The organism is Nocardia arthritidis (assembly GCF_011801145.1).
GTDB classification, from domain to species: domain Bacteria; phylum Actinomycetota; class Actinomycetes; order Mycobacteriales; family Mycobacteriaceae; genus Nocardia; species Nocardia arthritidis_A.
In genome coordinates this window covers 6367943-6389406 of sequence record NZ_CP046172.1, presented here as the reverse complement: position 1 = coordinate 6389406, position 21464 = coordinate 6367943, and the positions used below count along the sequence as shown (strand labels likewise).

The 21464-nt window shown below is 67.3% G+C and carries 16 protein-coding genes; 12 read left to right on the top strand and 4 right to left on the bottom strand.

Annotated features, from left to right (window positions below):
- Nucleotides 1-69: 69 nt before the first annotated feature.
- Entirely contained in the window at nt 70-705 is a 636-nt protein-coding gene (locus F5544_RS28790) for a hypothetical protein (protein WP_167476088.1), read from the bottom strand.
- Nucleotides 706-850: 145 nt separating this feature from the next.
- Here F5544_RS28790 and F5544_RS28785 point away from each other — a divergent pair, with 145 nt between their 5' ends.
- The gene (locus F5544_RS28785) at nt 851-1621 is read left to right on the top strand and encodes a class I SAM-dependent methyltransferase (RefSeq protein ID WP_167476087.1); all 771 of its coding nucleotides are present in this window, start codon (nt 851-853) and stop codon (nt 1619-1621) included.
- A 211-nt stretch (nt 1622-1832) separates the two neighbouring features.
- On the opposite strand, the gene F5544_RS28780 is transcribed toward F5544_RS28785, so the two are convergent.
- A complete protein-coding gene (locus F5544_RS28780; protein ID WP_167476086.1) occupies nt 1833-3023 on the bottom strand; it encodes an FAD-dependent monooxygenase in 1191 nt (396 codons plus the stop codon).
- A gap of 9 nt (nt 3024-3032) precedes the next feature.
- Between F5544_RS28780 and F5544_RS28775 the strand changes: the two genes are divergently transcribed.
- The 10 genes from F5544_RS28775 to F5544_RS28730 all read left to right on the top strand — a co-directional run bounded on the left by F5544_RS28775 (nt 3033) and on the right by F5544_RS28730 (nt 16815).
- Complete coding sequence (locus F5544_RS28775; protein ID WP_238846717.1) at nt 3033-3701, top strand: MarR family winged helix-turn-helix transcriptional regulator; 669 nt, start codon at nt 3033-3035, stop codon at nt 3699-3701.
- A gap of 442 nt (nt 3702-4143) precedes the next feature.
- The gene (locus F5544_RS28770; RefSeq protein ID WP_167476085.1) at nt 4144-6360 is read left to right on the top strand and encodes a SulP family inorganic anion transporter; all 2217 of its coding nucleotides are present in this window, start codon (nt 4144-4146) and stop codon (nt 6358-6360) included.
- Nucleotides 6361-6608: 248 nt separating this feature from the next.
- Nucleotides 6609-8861: a SulP family inorganic anion transporter gene (locus tag F5544_RS28765; RefSeq protein WP_167476084.1), complete on the top strand. Its 2253-nt coding sequence runs from the start codon at nt 6609-6611 to the stop codon at nt 8859-8861.
- A 591-nt stretch (nt 8862-9452) separates the two neighbouring features.
- Nucleotides 9453-10112: a (2Fe-2S)-binding protein gene (locus tag F5544_RS28760; protein WP_238846716.1), complete on the top strand. Its 660-nt coding sequence runs from the start codon at nt 9453-9455 to the stop codon at nt 10110-10112.
- 220 nt (nt 10113-10332) lie between these two features.
- Nucleotides 10333-12384 carry a threonine--tRNA ligase gene (thrS, locus tag F5544_RS28755; protein WP_167476083.1) on the top strand — a complete coding sequence of 684 codons (2052 nt, stop codon included), beginning with the start codon at nt 10333-10335 and terminating at the stop codon, nt 12382-12384.
- Nucleotides 12385-12451: 67 nt separating this feature from the next.
- Entirely contained in the window at nt 12452-13027 is a 576-nt protein-coding gene (locus F5544_RS28750) for an HIT family protein (protein ID WP_167476082.1), read from the top strand.
- Between the two features lie 32 nt (nt 13028-13059).
- Nucleotides 13060-13725: a phosphatidylinositol phosphate synthase gene (gene pgsA / locus F5544_RS28745; RefSeq protein WP_167476081.1), complete on the top strand. Its 666-nt coding sequence runs from the start codon at nt 13060-13062 to the stop codon at nt 13723-13725.
- A complete protein-coding gene (locus tag F5544_RS28740) occupies nt 13722-14675 on the top strand; it encodes a phosphatidylinositol mannoside acyltransferase (protein WP_167476080.1) in 954 nt (317 codons plus the stop codon). The genes pgsA and F5544_RS28740 overlap by 4 nt, the downstream gene beginning before the upstream one ends.
- Complete coding sequence (locus tag F5544_RS28735) at nt 14672-15796, top strand: glycosyltransferase family 4 protein (RefSeq protein ID WP_167476079.1); 1125 nt, start codon at nt 14672-14674, stop codon at nt 15794-15796. Before F5544_RS28740 ends, F5544_RS28735 begins: the two co-directional genes overlap by 4 nt.
- A complete protein-coding gene (locus F5544_RS28730; RefSeq protein ID WP_167479540.1) occupies nt 15796-16815 on the top strand; it encodes an NUDIX hydrolase in 1020 nt (339 codons plus the stop codon). Before F5544_RS28735 ends, F5544_RS28730 begins: the two co-directional genes overlap by 1 nt.
- Before the next feature lie 2 nt (nt 16816-16817).
- On the opposite strand, the gene F5544_RS28725 is transcribed toward F5544_RS28730, so the two are convergent.
- Entirely contained in the window at nt 16818-17333 is a 516-nt protein-coding gene (locus F5544_RS28725; RefSeq protein ID WP_167476078.1) for a hypothetical protein, read from the bottom strand.
- 540 nt (nt 17334-17873) lie between these two features.
- Here F5544_RS28725 and pdxS point away from each other — a divergent pair.
- Nucleotides 17874-18794, top strand: a complete 921-nt coding sequence (gene pdxS / locus F5544_RS28720) for a pyridoxal 5'-phosphate synthase lyase subunit PdxS (RefSeq protein WP_167476077.1) — start codon at nt 17874-17876, stop codon at nt 18792-18794.
- 411 nt (nt 18795-19205) lie between these two features.
- On the opposite strand, the gene F5544_RS28715 is transcribed toward pdxS, so the two are convergent.
- Complete coding sequence (locus tag F5544_RS28715) at nt 19206-21221, bottom strand: transglycosylase domain-containing protein (RefSeq protein WP_428847076.1); 2016 nt, start codon at nt 21219-21221, stop codon at nt 19206-19208.
- Nucleotides 21222-21464 lie beyond the last annotated feature (243 nt).

The window sequence follows — 21464 nt, the reverse complement described above, 5'->3', positions numbered from 1 at the left end:
GCCGGGCGAGGTGCACGGGCCGCCTTCGACGGGCGGCGGACCCTGCGGCTGGGCGGGCGGCGCTACAGGCTACGGGAGGACATTCGGGATGATCTGTGGGGCTTGCTCGCCGATCGCCGAACCGAGGAATGATCCGGCGTAGTACCCGGCATAGGTTCCGACCACTCCACCGACCACGCCGCCGCCGACGACACCGATCGGCACCGCCGCCCCGACCGTCGGCACGGCGAGCGCGGTGCCGAGCGCGCCGCCCGCGGCGCCGCCGAGCACGGCTCCGGTGACACCGCCGATCAGCTGGCCCGCCGCCGAACCGATGAAGGTGGCGTTCTCGACCGGGCTCGCGATCGGGGTCGCGCGGGCCACCGGCTGGATCGGTTGGGTCGCAGGCTGTTGGACGGAGTGGGTAATCGCATCATGCCGTGCGGCAATATGTTCGACCGGCTCGGTCGGCACAGTTGGTTGTGCCGCAACGTAATCGACGGCGGGATTCGAAACCGCCGAACCGGGAACGAAGCCGACCGCCGCTGGTGCACTATCGAGGTCGGTGGGTGTCGCGGCCTCCGTCATCGATTCGACCAGCCCTGTGGGCGCGGCCTGCACCGTAGCCGAATCGCATATGGTGACGGCGGCGGGCAATATCACCGCAACCGGTAGTCCACGTAAGAACTTGCCGTGCTTGCGCACCGCGCGATGCCGACCCGCCATGTACCGCCGCCTCTCCGAGAGCTCCACCTGCTGTCACTCGGCTATCGGCAGCCACGTGCCGGGCACAACACAAATGTGACCGGCTTCGCATGATCAGCTCTGTGCTATGGGTTTCCGCATCGGCGCTCGGTGTAACACTGGACTGGTGGCGACCGCACATGATGATCGGGTTCGTGAGCAGTTCCGTTTGCAGGCAACGACTTTCGACAATGCCGGATTCGCTGTCCGCGGTCTGGATTGGATCATCGAGCAATTGGCACCCCGTCGCGATGACATTGCGCTGGATGTCGCCGCGGGTGCTGCGCATCTGGGTCGTGCGCTGGCGCCGCTGGTTTCGCATGTCAGCGCCATCGATCTGACTCCGGAGATGCTGCTCCAGGGTCAGCGGCTGGCCGAAGGGGCCGGTCTGCGGAACATCACCTTCGCGGTGGGTGACGCCACCCGATTGCCGTGGCTGGACCGGCAGTTCGATCTGGTGGTCTGCCGTCTGGCGCTGCACCAGGTCGCCGATCCCGCGGCGATGGTCCGCGAAATGATCCGGGTGACCAGGCCGGACGGCCGGATCGGCATCACCGATATGTACGTCTCGGCCGCGGAGCAGGCGGAAGCGAACAGGCTGGAGCGGTTGCGCGACCCCAGCCACAACCGGACGCTGACTCGCGAGGAGATACTCGCGCTTGTCGATGAGTCAGGGGCCGAGGTGGTTTCGCAGGCCGCTGCGGATTTCGACCTCGACCTCGACGACTGGCTCGAACGTTCGCGGACGCCGGAGGAGGTCCGGGCGCGAATCCGCTCGCGACTCGAACAGGAGCTCGACGGCGGCCCCGCAACAGGATTGGCACCGTCACGCCTGCCGGACGGTCGAATCCGTTTCGTTCACCCGTGGGTCACCGTGACGGCCACCCCGCGCCGCTGACCCGGTGGCCCGGAGCCGGGACTGTGCCGCTGACCCGGTGGCCCGGAGCCGGGACTGTGCCGCTGACCCGGTGGCCCGGAGCCGGGACTGTGCCGCTGACCCGGCGGGTCGAAACCGGCACTGCGCCGCCGGGGCATCGTCGTAGCCAATTCGTTTGCCGCACAGGCGAATTCGAGCCTATCCGGCTCACCCCAGTAGACCGCGCCTCGGATCACACCGGCGTCGGCAGTCCGGACGCCGCGTCGTAGTCGTAGAGCCAGTCGAGCGTTCGGTGGGTGGCGATGCGCCGGAACACGAACGGCATCAGCGCATCCGCGGCCACGCGGGCGATCGGGCCGAGCGCCTTGGATCGTGCGCTGCGCGCGCCGTACCGGACGACGCGGTCGACCCTGTCTCGCCGCGCGTTTTCGTAGCCGCGGAAGGCGGCCTCGACGGAGTCGGATGCGCGCAGATGTCCGGACAGGACCACCGCGTCCTCGATCGCCATCGAAGCGCCCTGTCCCGAGTTGGGCGATGCGCAGTGCGCGGCGTCGCCGATGATCATCATGCGATCCCGGTGCCACACTGGCGCCGGTGGGAGGAGACGGCTGACCCGCGGCCGCAGCGGACCCTCGGTCGCTTCGATGATGGATCGGGCCGGGCCCGCGTCGTCGGCGAACAGCTCCAGCAATCGCCGCTTCCACGCGTCCGATGACAGCGAGCGCAGTTCTTCTCTGGATGGTTCAGGGGTGGTCGGCACATTGGCGAACCACCATGTTCTGCCTCCGGGGCCGCGACCGCAGCCGAAGAAGGCGCGCCGCCCGAAGATCATGGTGATCTCGTTCGATGGGAGATCCATTGCCGCATCGGTGTATCCGCCGCATTCGACCAAGCCCGCGTAGCGCGGGGCGGGTGCATCGGGGTCGATGATGCGCCGTATCCGGGAGTATTCGCCGTCTGCGCCGATCAGTGTGGTCCCGGTGGCCGTGCTGCCATCGTCGAATCGCGTCAGCACACCGTCGGCCCCTGGTTCGGCGTCGACCAACCGTCGGCCGTAGGTGATAGTTGCGCCGAGGTCGCGTGCCCGTTCGGTCAGTGCCTCGATCAGCGGCGTTCGGCTGATGGCCAACCCGGCGAGATCGCCGTATTCCGAACCGGCGAACGGTATTGTGCCGAGCCGTTTTCCGCGTCCGCTCCAGACGCTCATCCTGGAGACCAGGAAGCCGCGTTCGAGCACCGGTTCGATGCAGTCGAGATGTCCGAGCGCCCGCAGGCCGTTGGCGGCGATGGCGAGCGAATTGTCTTCGGCCGTAGGGCGATCGCGCGCCTCGTGCACCTCGGCATCGATACCCGCGCGGCGCAGTCCGATCGCGGTGGTGAGGCCGGCGATGCCCGCGCCGATGATCACGACGTTCCCATTCATTGGCATTCCTTGTCGTTGTTCGAGGCCGCTGACCGCGCGATTGGTCCGCGTGATCGATCGCGTCCCGGAGTATGCTTCCTTGCATGGAGTAAGTATCTGCATTGGAGAAATATCTGCATGGATGCAACTAAAGATTGCCACGACGGCCCGGCGGCGTCAACGGGTGGCGAACGCTCGCTCTCGCGCGCTTTGCCCCCGGGCCTCTCCCGAGAGCAACTGGCACTGCTCCGACAGGGCGAGTCGATCTATCGCCGATACCTGACGGCGCAGGGCGTCATGGGTGTGACCATGCCGCGCACGCTTGGACTGGGGGCCACCGATTTCGCGGCGCTGAACCTGATCTCGCTCGCCGGTTCGATGACCGCGGGTGAATTGGCGATCGAGATCGGCCTGAGCACCGGCGCCACCACCCGCCTGATCGATCGGCTCGAACAAGCCGGATGCGTCAAGCGCGTCCGCGATGGCGTCGATCGCCGAAAAGTGGTCATCGAGCCCAGCGACGAACACGGAATGGATTTCGCCGCCGCTCTCGCGCCGCTGCAACAGAAGATGGGGCGCGTCTTCGCCGACTACGACCCGGCGGAACTCGCGGTCCTGTTCGACTACTTCGCCAAGGCGACGGCGGTACTGCGCGAGGCGTCCAAGGACCTTCAGTCGAACGATATTTCGCAGCAGTAGCCGCCCGGATGCCCGGCTACAGCGCGCGCGATCTCCGCTGCGGCGCGATAACCGCTGTGCACCGCGCCCTCGATCCCCCGGCAGGTCGGGATCCGATTCGGAGCCCGCGAAATGCAGCGGGGCGATGTAGCGGCGAATGGATGGGTCGTGTCCCGGTCTGTAGTGCCCGTAGGAGTCGAGCGTGAAAGGCTCTCGGCTCCAGTGCCTCGACGCGTTCGACGGCCCGCGCATCGTCTCGATCGGCGTTTGTGCGGAGCGCTCAACCGCGCCATTAATTGTGAGGTAGGTCACATTTTAATAGCGGTGATGGCGTCAAATTCTGCAAACCTTTCCGTATGCTTTGCGAAGTCTTTACTATCAGCCCCGGCGCCTCCGCCGCTCGCTTTCGATGCCAGTACATGTTCCACCGGTTACCGGATCGACGATCCGGCGAAGGAGAAATATGTTCGACACCGATTCCGCACCACCGACGTCGCATCCGCTCGCCCGCATCCGCGCGATAGGCCGCGGTGATCTGCCCGCCTCGATCGTGGTATTCCTTGTCGCCCTTCCACTTTCGCTCGGCGTGGCGCTGGCCTCCGGCGCGCCCGTCGCGGCCGGGCTGATCGCCGCCGCGATCGGCGGGGTGGTCGCCGGATTGCTCGGCGGATCCGCGGTGCAGGTCAGCGGCCCGACCGCGAGCCTGACGGTGGTGGTCGCCGGGAGCGTGCAGCAATTCGGCTGGGCGGCAACGTGTTTCATTACAGTGCTGGCGGGCCTGGTGCAGATCGGCTTCGGGTTGAGCCGGATCGCGCGCGGGACGCTGGCCATCGCGCCGGTGGTGGTGCACGCGATGCTGGCCGGGATCGGCGTGCTCATCGCGCTGCAGCAGGTGCACGTTCTGCTCGGCGGCACCTCGCTGAGCAGCGCGGCGGCCAGCCTGAGCCAGCTGCCGCATCAGCTGATGTCGGTGCACGGCGGCGATCTGTGCATCGGGCTGGTGGTGATCGCCATCCTCATCGGATGGAAATTCGTGCCCCGCAGGCTGCGGGCGGTGCCGGGTCCGCTGGTGGCCGTGGTGGTGGCGACGCTGCTCGCGCCGCTGCTGCCGACCCGCGTCGAACATCTGGTACTCGACGGATCGCTGTTGGATGCGGTCGGTCCGCCCGCGCTCCCGTCCGGGAGCTGGCTCGCCGTCGCGCTCACCGTGGTGACGATCGCGCTCATCGCCAGCGTGGAGTCGCTGCTCTCGGCGGTCGCCGTCGACAAACTCGCGCCGGGCCGCCGCACCAACCTGGACCGCGAACTGATCGGGCAGGGCGCGGCGAACGTGACGTCCGGGCTGCTGGGTGGGTTGCCGGTGGCGGCGGTGATCGTGCGCAGCATCACCAATGCCAACGCGGGCGCGCGATCCAGGGCCGCCACCGTCATGCACGGCGTGTGGATCCTACTGTTCGCGATCGCGTTCGCCGGTGCGGTGCAACGGATTCCGAAGGCCGCGCTGGCCGGACTGCTCATCCTGATCGGGGTGCAGCTGATCAAACTGGCGCATATCCGGCTGGCCCGCCGCACCGGCGACCTCTACGTCTACCTGACGACCGTATTCGGCGTCGTATTCCTGAATCTGTTGGCGGGCATGGTGATCGGACTCGTACTCGCCTTCGCGCTGCTGCTGTGGCGGGTGGTGCGGGTGACGATCATCGCCGAACCCGTCGCCAGCGCCCGCCGCTGGGTGGTGACCATCGATGGCACCTGCACCTTCCTCGCGCTGCCCAAGCTGAGCGCCGAACTCGCCAAGGTCCCCGCCGGTGCGGACGTCACTGTAGAGATGACCGTCGACTTCCTCGACCACGCCGCCTGCGAACTGATCACCGACTGGGCGCACGACCGCCAATCAGACGGCACCACAGTCGATTTCGTAGAGATCGGCGCGGCGCGGATGGCGGGTGCGCTATCCGGGCCGCCGCAGCGCGCGCACGCCCGCAAGGTGCTGGACGAGCTGCTCGGGCCGTGGCGGCGCAACGGTAACCGGGTGGATCCGATCGTCGCGGGCATCGCCGCGTACCACCGCGGGCACGCGCATCTCATGCGGCCGCATCTGGACGGGCTGCGCCACCGCCCCGACGCCGATACCTTCTTCCTGACCTGTGCCGATGCCAGGATCGTCCCGAACGTCATCACCAACAGCGGCCCCGGCGATCTGTTCACCGTCCGCAACGTCGGCAATCTGGTGCCGGTGGACGGCACCGACTCCTCGGTGGAGGCCGGGCTCATCTACGCGCTGGAGAAGTTGGACGTGCGCGCCGTCGTGGTCTGCGGGCATTCCAGCTGCGGCGCCATGGACGCGCTGTATCGAGGGGTGCAGGCCGGGCCGGGGTTGGGGGATTGGCTGGCCCATGCGCGGCCGAGCCTGGCGCGGTTCCGGTCGGGTCATCCGGTGGCGGCCGCCGCGGCCGCCGCGGGCTTCCCGGAGGTCGACCAGCTGGCCATGGTGAACGTCGCGCTGCAGCTGGAGACGCTGCACCGGCATCCGGCCGTGCGGCGCGGAATCGAGGACCGCGGGGTCGCGGTATCCGGCCTGTTCTTCGACCTCGCCACCGCAAGGGTGATCGAGGTGACGATCGATGGGATAGCCGACTTCGACGATATGGGTGACCGGGTCGCCGCCGAACCGGTCTGACGTCCAACATGCGGTGACCGCGCGATTTGTGATGCGGTTCACCTGGTGCGAGACCCGTTCCTGCGGGCACCATTGAACCCTCAGCCTTTGCTAAGTCTTTACCATTAGCCTGGCCGAGGTTTAAATCTCGACCCGTCGCCGTGTCGAGAGCTGCTTCACCGCGAGATGCCGGTTCGCGGTCCATTGCCCTGCAGGACATTGATCGTCAACCGACCTCGGCGCACCGCCGAGTCGGCGAAGGAGAAGTCATGGCCATCCAGCACGATGCCGCCCCACCAGGCACCGATGCTCGCTCACCCGGGGGACTGCACCGCTCGCCGTCCACGGGCAATTCGGTGTTGAATTCCATTCTGCGCCACGATCTTCCCGCATCGATCGTGGTATTCCTGGTCGCGCTGCCGCTGTCCCTCGGCATCGCCGTCGCCTCCGGCGCGCCGGTCGCCGCCGGACTCATCGCCGCCGTGATCGGCGGCATCGTCGCAGGCTCGCTCGGCGGATCACCGCTGCAGGTCAGCGGGCCCGCGGCGGGTCTCACCGTAGTGGTCGCCGAATCGATCAACCAATTCGGTTGGCGGGTCACCTCTTTCATCGTCGTCGCGGCCGGTGTGCTGCAGATCCTGTTCGGGCTCAGCCGGATCGCCCGCGCCGCGCTGGCGGTCGCGCCCGTCGTGGTGCACGCGATGCTGGCCGGTATCGGTATCACCATCGCGCTGCAGCAGATTCACGTCCTGCTCGGCGGATCGTCGCACAGCAGCGCGCTCGAGAACCTCACCGAGCTGCCGGGGCAGTTGCTGAACCTGCACGGCGGCGACGCCTTCATCGGCGCGGTCGTCATCGCCGTCATGCTCGGCTGGCGCTACCTGCCGCCCAAGGTGCGAATCGTGCCAGGGCCTTTGGTCGCGGTACTCGCCGGAACCATTCTCTCCCTCGTATTTTCGACCGGAGCGGAGCGAATCGCGTTGAACGGCTCGCTGTTCGACGCCATCCAGCTGCCGAATCTGCCCAGCGGCAACTGGTCCGCCGTCGCGCTGACGGTGCTCACCATCGCGCTCATCGCCTCCGTGGAGTCTCTACTATCGGCCGTCGCCGTCGACAAGATGCACACCGGCGCCCGCACCGATTTCGACCGGGAGCTGATCGGCCAGGGTTCGGCCAACGTGCTGTCCGGCCTGCTCGGCGGCCTGCCGGTGACGGGCGTGATCGTGCGCAGCGCCACCAACGTGCAGGCGGGTGCGCGCAGCCGCGCCTCCGCGATCATGCACGGCTGCTGGATCCTGCTGTTCTCCGTCGCGCTGGCCGGCGTGGTGCAGCAGATTCCGAAGGCGGCGCTGGCCGGCCTGTTGATCGTCATCGGCACCCAGTTGGTGAAGCTCGCGCATATCAAGCTGGCGCGGCGCACCGGTGACCTGCTGGTCTACACGGTCACCGTGCTCGGCGTCGTCTTCCTGAACCTGCTCGAGGGTGTGCTCATCGGCCTGGCGCTGGCCTTCGGCCTGCTGCTGTGGCGAGTTGTGCGGGTACTCATCGAGGCGTATGAGGTGCCGGGCACCGGGCGCTGGCTGGTCCGCATCGACGGCTCGTGCACCTTCCTCGCGCTGCCGAAGCTGTCCGCGGAACTGGCGAAGGTCCCGGCCGGTGCGGATGTCACCGTCGAAATGACCGTCGACTTCCTCGACCATGCCGCGTTCGAGGCCATCGAGGTGTGGCAGCACCAGCAGGAAAGCGGCGGCGGCCGAGTCGAATTCGTGGAGATGGGCAGTGCGCGGATGGCGCACGCGGTGGCCGGGCCGCCCAAGCGCGGATTCGGGCGGGCGATCTGGGACGAGGTCCTCGGCCCGTGGCGGCGCGACGTGCCGAACGACAATCCGATAGCCGCGGGCATCGCGCACTTCAACCGCAATCATGCCCACGTTGTGCGCCCGCACCTCGACGAACTGCGCGACCGGCAGGATCCGGATTCCTTCTTCCTCACCTGCTCGGACTCCCGGGTGGTGCCGAACGTCATCACCAACAGCGGCCCCGGCGATCTGTTCACCGTCCGCAACATCGGCAACCTGGTGCCCGAACACGGTGACGCATCGGTGGAATCCGCGCTGCTCTTCGCGCTGGAGAAGTTGAGCGTCCGAACGATCGTGGTGTGCGGGCACTCGTCCTGCGGCGCGATGGCGGCGGTCCATTCCGGCGCGGCCGCCGGCGCGGGTATCGACACCTGGCTGGCCCACGCCCGCCCGAGCCTGATCCGCTTCCACGCGGGCCACCCCGTCGCGCGCGCCGCGGCCGCCGCCGGTTTCGGCGAGGTGGATCAGCTCAGCATGGTGAACGTCGCGGTGCAGGTGCAGACCCTGCACCGGCACCCCGCCGTCCGCAAGGCGATGGCCGAGCGCGGCGTGACCGTGACCGGCCTGTTCTTCGATATCGCCGGCGCGAGGGTCATCGAGGTGACCGAGGACGGATTGGCTAGCATCGAGGACACCGAGCCCCGAAGCGCCGAACTCGTCTGAGCCACAACGAAACCCGCCCGGTCGCCGACCGGGCGGGTTTCCGCCCCGGTTGGGGAGCTACCGCACCCCGTGTTCGAACCGAACCCAGTTTGTATCGAATGTGCGGTTCGAACACGGGGTGCGGCAGCTTCGGCCAAGTCGCGACACGCCGTCAACGGCCGTGGAGACGCGACAGGGACAGGGCCTTGGTGCGAAACCGCAACCGCCGTATGCCAACGCGCCCCGCGCCTATCTGGGGCAATCCAGTCGTCGTAGCGACGCAACCGCAAACCAGCGTGCCGATCACTCGTTGGCGACACGATCGTCGCCTCCCTTCGGCGCTGATTTCGGGCGTGCCCTCTGGTGCGCGGAGGTGGAGCGATCTACGCTAAGCCTCGCCTAACCGGATTACGGCGTGTCGCTGAGTCGGCCGGTCGGGTGAAGCTATCAGTCGGAACGCGAATCCCCTTGTGCGGCAGCGTGTTCCGAATCGGGTCCGCCGAAAATGGCGGGCGGTGATCGGCGTCCGTGCGGCGACGCGGGTAACGCGACACCATAGGTAATAGGGAAATCCCGAGATCGGCGCTGGATCGGAGTCGGATGGCAATGGTTATGCAGTCCCCAGTCGAGATGCACACCGTCCCCGGACGGATGCTCACCCAGCCGGAGTGGTTGACCGCGCGGATCGCGGAAATGGGCGAGTCGTGGGGTACCGCCGCACCGCGGATCGCGGGGACGCTGTGGTGGTGCATGGTGGCATCGGCGCTGGTCGAACAGCTGGCGGCGGCCTACGCGACCGACGGCGTCGCGCCGGTGCCCGAGCTGAGTCGACTGGACTGCGAGGTGCGGCCCGACGGCGGAATCGATCGGGTCCATGTGCCGGGCGAACCCGCCGCATCCGAAGCGGCTGTGCCCGAATCGTTTCACGCCGTGGCCGCCGCGGCGCTGCGGGAAACCCTCGCCGCGGTGATCCCGGCCGTCGCCGCGGTGTCCGGCGCCGGTGTGCCCGCGCTGTGGGCGATCGCGGCCGACGCCATCGGCAATCGCGCGCTGGACGCCGGTTCGCCCGAGGCGGGCGCCCGGCTGGCCGCGGCCGTCGGCGGGAAACTCCCGGTGCCGCGCTTCGTCGAAATCGGCGGGCGCACCTTCGTCAAACGCATCTCCTGCTGCCTGGTCTTCGAGGTGCCGGGCTGCGATATGTGCACCAGTTGCCCGAAACGCGCTGCGGCGGAACGCGAAACGTTGCTCGCCGAACTGGCCGCACAGGGCTGAGCCGCCCGGGAACACGCCGCGCACGCTGCGCCTTCGTGCGGGAAAGCCGTTACCGTGTGCGACGGGCCGCGGTGCGCGACGATCCATCGGCACGTGGTCGAGACCGTGCCGATAGCATGGTCGCGCCGGAGTGAAAACGCGCTCCGGGGACGACACGCGGGCACCCGCCCGCGACAGCGCGGGAATCCGCCCGCACGAAGACGCCAAGGAGAGCGCCGCCGTGACCACCTCGAACGCCAACAGTCCTGTCGCCCGCGTCCGGGTCGCAGCCGGGACGACGGCGGGCACCGCGGTGCGGGAGGCGGGCCTCCCTACTAAAGGACCGGACACCATCGTGGTGGTCCGGTACGACGGTGAGCTCAAGGACCTGTCCTGGACCCCGGACACCGACGTCGAGGTGGAGGCGGTCGCCGCGGACACCCCGGACGGCCGCAACGTGATCCGGCATTCCACCGCGCATGTGCTCGCGCAGGCCGTGCAGCAGGAGTTTCCGGGCGCCAAGCTCGGCATCGGCCCCTTCATCAAGGACGGCTTCTACTACGACTTCCAGGTGGACCGTCCGTTCACCCCGGAGGATCTGGCCAAGCTGGAAACCAGGATGAAGAAGATCATCAAAGGCGCGCAACGCTTTTCGCGCCGGGTGGTCGAGGTCGACGACGCCCGTGTCGAACTGGCGAAGGAGCCGTTCAAGCTGGAGCTGATCGGCGACAAATCCGGTATCGACGATCCGGAGGTCATGGAGGTCGGCGGCAAAGAGCTGACCATCTACGACAACCTGGATCCCCGTACCGGCGAACGCATCTGGGCCGATCTGTGCCGCGGGCCGCACATCCCGACCACCAAATTCATTCCGGCGTTCAAGCTCACCCGCAGCTCGGCCGCGTACTGGCGTGGCGATCAGAGCCGGGAGGATCTGCAGCGCGTCTACGGCACCGCATGGGAATCGCAGGAGGCGCTGGACCAGTACATGCACCTGCTGGCCGAGGCCGAACGCCGTGATCACCGCAAGCTCGGTCTCGAACTGGACCTGTTCAGCTTCCCCGACGAGCTCGGCTCGGGCCTGCCGGTGTTCCATCCCAAGGGCGGAATCATCCGCAAGGAGATGGAGGACTACTCGCGCAAGCGGCACATCGAGGCCGGGTACGAGTTCGTCAATACTCCGCACATCACCAAGGGCCACCTGTTCGAGGTCTCCAAGCACCTGGACTGGTACGCCGACGGCATGTTCCCGCCCATGCACCTCGACGCGGAGTACAACGAGGACGGCACCGTCCGCAAACCCGGCCAGGACTACTACGTCAAGCCGATGAACTGCCCGATGCACAACCTGATCTTCCGCTCGCGCGGCCGGTCGTATCGGGAGCTGCCGCTGCGGATGTTCGAGTTCGGCTCGGTCTACCGCTACGAGAAGTCCGGCGTCGTGCACGGCCTGACCCGGGTGCGCGGCATGACCCAGGACGATTCGCACATCTACTGCACCCAGGAGCAGGTAGCCGAGGAGCTCACCAGCATCCTGCGGTTCGTGCTGGATCTGCTGAAGGATTACGGCCTCGACGACTACTACCTCGAGCTGTCCACCAAGGACCCGAAGAAGTACGTCGGCTCCGACGAGCTGTGGGAGGAGGCCACCGAGACGCTGCGCCAGGTCGCGGAATCCTCCGGCCTGCAGCTGGTTCCGGATCCGGGCGGCGCCGCCTTCTACGGCCCGAAGATTTCCGTGCAGACCAGGGACGCGCTCGGCCGCAACTGGCAGATGTCGACCATCCAGCTCGACTTCTTCGAGCCGGAACTGTTCGAGCTGGAATACACCGCCTCCGACGGCACCAAGAAGCGGCCGGTGATGATCCACCGCGCCCTGTTCGGTTCGATCGAACGTTTCTTCGGCGTGCTCACCGAGCACTACGCGGGCGCCTTCCCCGCCTGGCTCTCACCGGTGCAGGTGGTCGGCATTCCGGTCGCGGAAACCTTTGTGCCGCACCTGGATTCGGTGATCGGGCAGCTCTCCGCGGCGGGTATCCGCGCCCAGGTGGACCGCAGCGACGACCGGATGCAGAAGAAGATCTTCAACAACACCGCGCAGAAGGTGCCGTTCATGCTGCTGGCGGGCGAGCGGGATGTCACCGCGGGCGCGGTGAGCTTCCGGTTCCGCGACGGCACCCAGGTGAACGGCGTCCCGGTCGCCGACGCCGTCGCCACCATCGTCGACTGGGTCGGACGCCGCGAGAACAAGTCGCCGACCGCCGAGGGATTCGAGATCAAGGGCGGAAAGTGACTTCGGGGATGGCAGGAGGCGGAGCCGACGGGGCGGGTGGGCTCGATGCGACAGGCGAGGCGCAGGCATGAGTGACAACAGCGTTCGCGACGACCTCGATGTGGAAGGGGCCATCGTGGACACCGGCGCGGGCGAACCCGATCGGCTGCAACGACTGTGGACGCCGTACCGGATGTCCTACATCGTCGAGGCGGCCGGTGCGGATCGCAAGGACACCACCGGGCATCCGTTCACCGACATCCCGAAGATGGCCGATGAGGACGGCCTGGTGATCGCGCGTGGCGAATCGGTGTACGCGGTGCTGAACCTGTACCCCTACAACCCGGGCCACATGATGGTGGTGCCATACCGCAAGGTCGCGAACCTCGAGGATCTGACCGACGCGGAGGCCGCCGAGCTGATGGCGTTCACCCAGCAGGCGATCCGGGTGATCAAGAAGGTCTCCCGCCCGCACGGCTTCAATGTCGGGCTGAATCTCGGTGGCGTCGCGGGCGGTTCGCTCGCCGACCATCTGCACCAGCACATCGTGCCGCGCTGGGGCGGCGACGCGAACTTCATCACGGTCATCGGCGGCGCGAAGGTGATGCCGCAGCTGCTGCGGGAGACCCGCGCACTGCTCGCGGCGGCCTGGAAGGAGACGTAGATGCGCCCGATCGAGCAGGAAGTCGGCTAGCCGTGCTGAGCTTCTTCGGCCGCGAGACGTTCGCCAAGGCGACCGCGCCGCTCGGCAGAGCGCTGGTGAGCACCGGGCTCACCCCCGATGCGATGACGCTGATCGGCACCACCGCGTCGATCGTGGCCGCGGTCACCCTGTTCCCGACCGGACATCTGTTCTGGGGGACCATGGTGATCTGGCTGTTCGTCATGTTCGACATGCTCGACGGCGCGATGGCGCGGGCGCGCGGCGGCGGCACGAAATACGGTGCGGTGCTCGACGCCACCTGCGATCGCGTCGCCGATGGCGCGATCTTCGCCGGATTGGCTTGGTGGGCGGTGTATCACGAACACCATCGGCCGCTGTCCTTCGCGACGCTCGTCGTGCTGGTGACCTCGCAGGTGATCTCGTATGCGAAGGCGCGCGCCGAGGCCAGCGGGCTGTCCGCGGACGGCGGGATCATCGAGCGGCCGGACCGGTTGATCATCGTGCTGGTCGGCGCCGGATTCACCGGTATCGGCGGCTACTGGGGAATCGATTGGCTCACCTACGCGGTGCATGTGTCCATGTGGATCCTGGCGGTGCTGAGCATCGTCACCGTATTCCAGCGGGTGCTCGCGGTTCGTAATTCGCCCGGTGCGCGAGATGTGATCCCGCCGGCACAGAAACCGCAGGAGGCGCGGTGAACCTGGGGGAGCGGGCCAGCGATCTGGCCTATGCGGCGGGCTGGCGGATGGTGCGCGCGCTGCCGGAGCGGACGGCGCGCGGGCTCTTCGACTGGGGCGCCGACCGGTCCGTCCGCAATGGTGGTCCGATTCAATTGCGGCGCAACCTATCTCGGGTGCTGGGGGTGACGCCGGACGAGGTGCCCGACGAGCTGATCCGGGCCAGCATGCGCTCGTACGCGCGCTACTGGCGGGAGGCGTTCCGGCTGCCGTCGATGGATCATTCGGCGATCGACTACTACGTCGGCGGGCTGGAGCATCTGGACGCCGCATTGGCGCAAGGCCGGGGTGTCATCCTGTGCCTGCCGCATTCGGGCAACTGGGATATGGCCGGGGTCTGGCTGGTACAGCACTACGGCACCTTCTCGACGGTCACCGAGCGGCTGCGGCCGGAATCGCTGTTCAAACGGTTCATGGCGTACCGGGAAAGCCTCGGCTTCGAGGTGTTCCCGCTCACCGGCGGTGAGCAGCCGCCCTTCGGTCAGCTCGCGGATCGGTTGCGGCAGAACAAGATTGTGTGTCTGATGGGGGAGCGCGATCTGACGGGTAAGGGGGTCCCGGTGACCTTCTTCGGCGAGCGCACCTGGATGCCCGCCGGTGCGGCCAGACTGGCCGCGGAAACCGGCGCCGCGCTGGTGCCGGTGCACGGCTGGTACATCGTCGAGGACGACGGGCGGGAGAACTGGGGCCTCAAAACCGAATCGCCCATTGATGTTTCGGTCGGCGTCGCGGCGGCGACGCAGGCGCTGGCCGACCGCTTCGCCGCCAATATCGCCGAGCATCCGGCGGATTGGCATATGCTGCAACCACTTTGGGAGAGCGATCTGTCCGCCGAGCGGCTGGCCAGGATCGCCGCGGCGCAGGCCACCGTCGCGCACGACGGTGTCCGCGAGGGAGATATCGCGCCATGAAGATCGGCATGGTCTGCCCCTATTCGTTCGATGTCCCCGGCGGGGTGCAGGCACATGTGGTCGAGCTGGCGCGGGTGCTGATCGAACGCGGGCACCGGGTGAGCGTGCTCGCCCCCGCCTCGGACGGCACGCCGCTGCCCGATTTCGCGGTCTCGGCGGGCCGGGCCGTCGCCATCCCGTACAACGGCTCGGTGGCGCGGCTTTCGTTCGGGCCGACGGCATATACCAGGATCCGCCGCTGGATCGACGGCAACGATTTCGACGTACTGCACATCCACGAGCCCAATGCGCCGAGCCTGTCGATGCTCGCGCTGAAGATCGCGGAGGGACCGATCGTCGCGACCTTCCACACCTCCACCACGAAATCGTTGGTGCTCAGCACATTTCAGGGGGTGCTGCGGCCGTATCACGAGAAGATCAGCGGCCGGATCGCGGTATCGGAGCTGGCGCGGCGCTGGCAGGTCGAGGCGCTCGGCTCGGATGCGGTGGAGATCCCCAACGGTGTCGACGTGCCCGCCTTCGCGCGAGCGCCGATGCTGCCGGGCTATCCGCGGCCGGGCCGCGGCGTGCTGTTCCTCGGGCGCTACGACGAACCGCGCAAGGGTATGCAGATCCTGCTGGCCGCGCTGCCGGATCTGGTGCGCAGGCATCCGGATATCGAGATCATGATCGTCGGCCGCGGCGATGAGGAGCGGTTGCGCCGGGAGGCGGGGGAGTACGCGGGGCATCTACGGTTCCTCGGGCAGGTGTCGGACGCGGAGAAGGCCTCGGCCATGCGCAGCGCCGACGTCTATGTTGCGCCCAATCTCGGCGGCGAAAGCTTCGGCATCATCCTGATCGAGGCCATGGCGGCCGGAACCGCCGTGGTGGCAAGCGAATTGGATGCCTTCCGCCGAGTGCTGCGCGACGGCGCTGCCGGAATGTTGGTGCCGGTGGGTGATTCGGCCGCGCTGGCGCGCGCGATCCACACCGTGCTCACCGACCGGGAACGCCGGGACGCGCTGGTGCGCACAGCCACCCAGGTGGTGGGCGAGTACGACTGGCCGGTGGTAGCCGAGCAGATCCTGCGGGTGTACGAGACCGTCACCGTGGGCGATATCAGGGTGCGTGCTGTCGGATGATCACCTTCTCCGCCACCGCGATACTCGTTCTCGCGCTGCTCGCCGCGCTGCTCATCACCGTCGGTGTCTGGGCCTACTCCACCGCGAACCGGCTCGACCGCCTGCATGTGCGCTCCGATTTGTCCTGGCAGGCATTGGATTCCGCGCTGGCCCGGCGGGCGGTGGTCGCCCGCTCGGTGGCCATGGCACTCGGCGGGGAGCAGGGCAAACAGCTTTCGGGGCTGGCGGACCGGGCCGAGCGCGCCGCCCGCGCCGACCGGGAAACCGCCGAAAACCGGCTCGCCGCAGCGCTTTCCGCGGTCGATATCGAACAGTTGGCGCCGCAACTGGTGGCCGAGCTCGCCGATGCCGAGGCCAGGGTGCTGATCGCCCGGCGCTTCCACAACGACGCCGTCCGCGACACCCTCGCGCTGCGCACCCGCCGGCCGGTGCGCGTGCTGCACCTGGGCGGAACCGCGCCGCTGCCAACGTATTTCGAGATCATCGAGCGGGCGACCCCGGCCGCGTCGACCGGTCTGGAGGTGGACACCACCCGCACCTCGGCCCGCGTGGTGCTGCTCGACGAATCCGACCGGGTGCTGCTCATGCGCGGTAACGACCCGAAGACGCCAGGGTCCTCGTTCTGGTTCACCGTCGGCGGCAGCGTCGAACCCGGCGAATCCCTGCGCAACGCGGCGGTGCGCGAACTGCGTGAGGAGACCGGTTTGCGCGCCGATGCCGACGGTCTGCGCGGCCCGATCTGGCGGCGGGTGGCCATCTTTCCGTTCGACGGCGAGCTGATCCGCTCGGAGGAACTGTTTTTCGCGCTCAGGGTGCCGAATTGCGATCCTAACGGCGGTAACCGCGCCTATTTGGAGAGCCGGTCCATCACCGCCCACAAGTGGTGCACGCCAGCCGAAATCGTCGAATTGGACGCCTCCGGCGAGCCCGTCTACCCGTACAACCTGGACCAGTTGATCCCCGAGGCCGCCGCCGCGGCATCGAGCGGATCCGATCCTGAGGTTCGCTCGATCCGCTGAAATCAGGCCGCGGTGCGGAGGCTGTCCAGCACCTGCGGCACCGGTTCCAGCACGAGATCCGTTGTCAGTTCGCCCGCCTGGTCCGCGGTGAGCCGGTGTTCGGCGCCGCTCAGGTAACGGGTGCCGTCCCAGCGCATTTCGACATGGGTGAAGGTATTCGGTTGCGCCGCGGCGGGATCGCCGAAGTGGGCGAGCCAGGTGATCTGCTCGGGGGCCACCAGCAGCCTGCCCCGCCAAACGCGGTGGAAGGTCTCGGCCATCGTGGTGAAGCTGTCGGTGAAATCGGTCGCCGCATGGGCGATGCCGCGCAGATCGGAGGCGATCAGCAGCAAGCTGCCCTTGGATGGGCGGTAGCCGCGAACCAGGCAGCGGGCCGGGCCCCGGGTGGTGCTCCACTGCACGATCTGGGCCATGCGGTAGTGCGGCCTGCCTTCCGGCAGCGGGCTGTGATCGGGTGTCACCAATCTGGTGCGGCGGACCGCGCAGCAATTCCGCGTCGATTTGTTCCGATTACCCATCACAGCAGCCCCTCCGGCGTCACCCGACCCCTCATCGCTTTCGATTCGGCTTACGCCGAACGGCATTGGCGAGTCTAGGGAGTGAATCGATCGGGCAACCAAACACAGAAACCAGTGGCTTGAAAGGTGTTGTGGCCCATGGATTACCGGATCGCCGCAGGTCGGAACCGTCGCGACCGCATCCGTTCGCACCCATCCCGACCAGCTTTTATGTGATGCTTTTCACCACCGTGATAGGGTCGCGACCGGGTTGTTACGCGGAAGTGAGTTGCACGTTATGTCGTATCTGCTGTTCGATTTCCTGGCACCGATCCTCGGCACGGATGCCGCCCAGTACTGGGCGCAGCTGCTGGTGGTGGACCCGATCTGAGGGCACGGCCCCTGGGAGTTGCCGACAATCAGCCCGCGGTCGATCGCGATCACCGTGGCGGGCGGTGGCCCTCCGGGTACCAGGCCAGTGGTGTCCGACTGGCTATCAAGTGGCCTGATGCCGCCGCCTAGAATTGGGTCGATTCGAAATCTTGCCACCCGATTGGCGTCATGACCCAGGAGTTTGCCGTGACTACGCCCGAGACCACCAACACCGTCGGCACCGCCCGCGTCAAGCGCGGTATGGCCGAGATGCTCAAGGGCGGGGTGATCATGGACGTGGTCACCCCCGAGCAGGCGAAGATCGCCGAGGACGCGGGCGCCGTCGCGGTCATGGCGTTGGAGCGGGTGCCCGCCGATATCCGCGCCCAGGGCGGCGTATCCCGGATGAGCGATCCGGACATGATCGACGGCATCATCAGCGCCGTCTCCATCCCGGTGATGGCCAAGGCGCGCATCGGCCACTTCGTCGAGGCGCAGATCCTGCAGAGCCTCGGCGTCGACTACATCGACGAGTCCGAGGTGCTCACCCCGGCCGACTACGCCAACCACATCGACAAGTGGAACTTCACCGTGCCGTTCGTCTGCGGCGCCACCAACCTGGGTGAGGCGCTGCGCCGAATCACCGAGGGCGCGGCCATGATTCGCTCCAAGGGTGAGGCGGGCACCGGCGACGTCTCCAACGCCACCACCCATATGCGCCAGATCCGTCAGGAGATCCGCAAGCTGTCGTCGCTGCCCGAGGACGAGCTGTTCGTCGCCGCCAAGGAGCTGCAGGCGCCCTACGAACTGGTGCGCGAGGTCGCCGAGACCGGCAAGCTGCCGGTGGTGCTGTTCACCGCGGGCGGCATCGCCACCCCCGCCGACGCCGCGATGATGATGCAGCTCGGCGCCGAGGGCGTCTTCGTCGGCTCCGGCATCTTCAAATCGGGCAACCCGGCGCAGCGCGCCGCCGCCATCGTCAAGGCCACCACCTTCCACGACGATCCCGACGTGCTGGCCAAGGTGTCGCGCGGACTCGGCGAGGCCATGGTCGGCATCAACGTCGAGGAGATCGCCCAGCCGCACCGCCTGGCCGAACGCGGTTGGTAATCCACTGATTTCACGAGCAGGGGCGCATAGTCGCCCCTGCTCGGCCTCAGCGGACAATTTCGTCCACCGATGACGATATTTCGTCGACATTGGACTGAAACTGTCCGCGTAGGCCGATTGGTACATACGAATCCAGGTATTCGTACTGTCCGCACCACTGCTTGCTTCGGCTGTCCGGGTGACCGATAGGAGGCTTGGGGGCCACTGACCGGCGATCCGGCCGTCCGGGAGATCATGGCTTTCGGCCGTTCGATCGTCGATCCGAAGGCGGGCCTCCGGTGGTGAATCGGTAGCGTCGGCGGTGCGGAGTCGCAGCGCTTCGGCGTCGTGGTGTTGGCCGTCGAAACGCTAACGGCCAGAGGGATTCCCGCACGATCGGGAATTCGCCGGTCAGAAAGCTCGGGTGGCCGATTAACGTGGCGCGGTGTACGGCGCCGTCCACGGCGGCACGCCGGGCTGACCGGCGATCGGGGGCGGAGTCGGGAAGGTCTCGTTCGGTGTGCCCTGTAGCGCGCCGTCCATGGTGGCCTTCCAGATGTCGGCGGGCAGGCCCGAACCATTGATCATGTCGCCGTTGGCATCTCGGAGCGCCGCGTTCTGATCGTTGCCGACCCAGACCGCGGTGGACAGTGACGGGGTATAGCCGATCATCCAGGCGTCCTTGGTCTCACCGGCGTCGCCGAGATGGGTGGTGCCGGTTATGGCCGCGGATACGCGCCCATCGGCCAGGTCGTGTCGGCCCGCCCAGGCGGCGATCGGCTTCATCGCGTCGGTCACGTTGTCCGCGACCGCCGCGTCGACGCGCCTCTCGCCGACCTCCTCCGCACCGCGGTCCAGCAGCACCTGGCCGTCGGCGTCGACGACCTTCTGCACGAAGTGTGGTGCGTGGTACCTGCCCGAGGCCGCGAATGTGGCGTAGGCCGAGGCCATGTCGAACGGGCGCACTGCGTACTGGCCGAGCACGATGCCATTGTTCGGGCCGGAGCCGTCCGGCTCGGTGAGTGATTTGCCAACGCCTGGAACGGTTTCCGGGATGCCGAGTTTATGCGCCATATCCGCGATCTTCCGCGGACCGTCCTGCATGTCGAGTTCCATGCGGTAGAAACTGGTGTTCAGCGACCGTTTCAACGCCTCGGCGATGGTGCAGGTACCGCACTGCTCACCCTCAATATTGTCGATCTTGATGCCGTTCACCGTCAGCGGCGAGCTGTCGTACATCATCGAAAGCGGTTTGCCGAGCTCCAGGTTCTCCGCGAGACCGAAGATCCGGAACGACGATCCCGGCTGTTGTGGCGCGTTGGCGAAGTCGTAGCCGTGGCCGTCGGCGCCGCCGTAGTAGGCGCGTACGGCGCCGGTGTGCGGATCCACCGAGACCACCGCGGTACGCAATCTCTCCGATCGGCCCCGCATGCTCTTGGCGACCGCGTCGACCGCCGCCTGCTGCGCCTTCGGATCGATGGTCGTGGTGATCCGCAGACCGCCGGTGTTCAGTTGGTCCTCACCGATGCCCGCGGCCGAAAGCTCCTTCAGCACTTGGCTTTCGATCAGCCCCTCCGGATCCGAGGCGTCGGCCTTGGCCCGCGGTGCCGGAATCACCTGAGGGAACCGCATTTTCGGCCGATCTGCCGCGGATAGGCTGCCGTCGGTGACCATTTCGTCGAGCACATAGCCCCAGCGTTTCGTCGCGCCGTCCGGATTCGTCGCCGGATCCAGGCCGGAGGGCCGTTGGATAACCGCGGCAAGCAGCGCGCCCTGCTCGGTGGACAGCTCCTGCACCGGTTTGCCGAAGTAGGCCTTGGCGGCGGCCGCGATACCGTATGCGCCGCGACCGAAGTAGATGGTGTTCAGGTAAGCGGTGAGGATGTCGTCCTTACTCCACTGCTCCGTCATCTTCGCCGCGATCGCCAGCTCACGCACTTTGCGGCTGAGCGAGCGCTCGTTGCCGACGAGCGCGTTGCGGACGTACTGCTGGGTGATAGTCGAACTCTCACCGGTGTTTTCGCGGTCGAACAGGTTGTCGCGAAACGCGCGGGCGAGACCCGGGATCGAGAAGCCGGAATCGGTGCGGAAATCCCGGTCCTCGGCCGAGATCACCGCGTCGCGCACCTGCGGTGGGATCTGGTCTATCGTCACATCGGTCCGATTACCTTCTGGCGGAACGATTTTGCTCAGCACCGATGCGCCGTCGGCGGCATAGATCACGGCGACCTGGTTGAGCCGCAGATCGCCGGGTCGGGGCACCGAGACCGCGGCGTACACGATCAGGAACGTTCCGCTCGGCACGATGACGATCAACGCCAGCAGCAAATAGAGAACACGGCGGACGATCCGCCACCGCGACCGCTTCCTGGCCGCCGGAGGTCCGGCCGGTGGCGTGTCGCTCGGGGGCTGGCCGTCGACCAGTTCATCGTTATCGGGCGAAGTCACAGCGTGGATCTCCATAAATCGAACGGTCCGGCAGCGGCGGAAAGGCTCGGCCCGAGAACCAATATCCCCTCGCGCGCATCACTTTTCGATCACTTCGCGCTCACGAGCGAGCGGGCCGATCGTACTGCGCCCGAATTCGAGGGCGCCTACGGCGGTGACACCGTGCCTGGGAAGAATCTGATTCGGCTGCGAGCCTGCATCGAAGCCGACGAGCGGTTGCGTCGCGGCCGTGAGGTCAGACGG